This window comes from Allobosea sp. P4_C6, assembly GCF_056402015.1.
In genome coordinates, this window is record NZ_JBFUIF010000260.1 from 1 (window position 1) to 1,174 (window position 1,174).

2 protein-coding genes and 1 pseudogene are annotated in these 1,174 nt (G+C 60.2%); all 3 read right to left on the reverse strand.

Features of this window, described 5'->3' with window-relative positions; all coding sequences use genetic code 11:
- Positions 1-195 (reverse strand): annotated as a pseudogene (locus tag AC1DVA_RS28485) (IS30 family transposase); the annotation flags it as partial.
- Between the two features lie 89 nt (positions 196-284).
- Positions 285-863 (reverse strand): YdcF family protein, encoded by a 579-nt coding sequence (locus AC1DVA_RS28490; protein ID WP_476808143.1) that lies wholly within the window; start codon positions 861-863, stop codon positions 285-287.
- 77 nt (positions 864-940) lie between these two features.
- Positions 941-1,174 (reverse strand): IS30 family transposase (locus tag AC1DVA_RS28495; protein ID WP_476806525.1); only part of this gene is annotated, 234 nt, incomplete at its 5' end.

A 1,174-nucleotide genomic window follows, 5' to 3' on the forward strand; every position in this document is an offset into this window, starting at 1 on the left:
GAGCGCGAGCGCCCGCGGCGCCCGCCGCCGGTCTGGAGGCCGAATGCCGCCCGTCGGCGAAAGCACCGAGAACACCGAAGAGGACTCCCGATCGAACCGCCGCCCAATCGAACTCATCGACTCGCCGGCCTTCCAGCGATCCCAGATCTCAGCCCGCTGGGCCGCCGAATAGTAGATCCGCCGCCGCTGCTTCATCACCCACGCTCCATCTCCAAAGGAAAAGTAGCGTGTTGCGATTACCGATTGAGACCACCCCCCATCGCGGACGTTCTCAGCTCGCGAGATTAGGGCCAATCAGCGATGAAACCTAGCTTCTTATAGGGGGCGATCTTCTCATACTCGCGCACAACTCTCACGCGGAGCGCGGCATTCTCATACCAGCGCTCTGCTGGGGTCCCGAAGTGGTTCACGAGTGACAACATCTTCACTGGGGCGGGCCAGTGAAGATGGATGGTCATCGCGTAGCGACGCCCAGTCCAGAGGTTCCCAACGCAGATAATCGAGGTGATCCGATCAAGGCCGATCCCAGCTTCGATGATCGGCATTGAGAGGGTGACGTTCTCCCCCGTGTTGGTGGCTTCGTGCTCCTCCAGTATGCGATCGCCAGGCACGCCACGCGCAACAAGCCCCGCCTTGATGATGGAACACTCGGTCTCGGCGCATGCCATTGTCACGCCGCCGCTGACGATCATCCACTTACCGAAGCCTGCATGCCATAGCTTGCTCGCGTGCTCAATGCGCTCGGGGATACCCTCCTTGGTCCCGAAGACGAAGATCAGATCTGCCGGTGCAAGTGCCGTCGTTATGAGGTGTTCTGTGTTGATCCTGTCTATCGTGGACTGATCCAACGACTGTGAATTCATGATCCCTCCGATGTGCAGGGAAACGCGTGCTGCTCAAATTGCAGGCCTTATCGGAATGTCAGCTTCCCACGGCGGGCTCAACTGATCGCCGCAACACACTCGGCGAACCTCTCGGCTGGGGTTTGATAGAGCAAGGTCTTTCTGGGCCGTTCGTTGAGCTGACGGGCGATGGCGCTGAGCTGGGCCTGGCTTTGCAGGGACAGGTCGGTTCCGTGGGGAAGATACTGGCGCAGGAGCCGGTTGGTGTTCTCGTTCGAGCCACGTTGCCAGGGTGACCTGGGATCGCAGAAGTAGACCTCGACGTTCGAAGC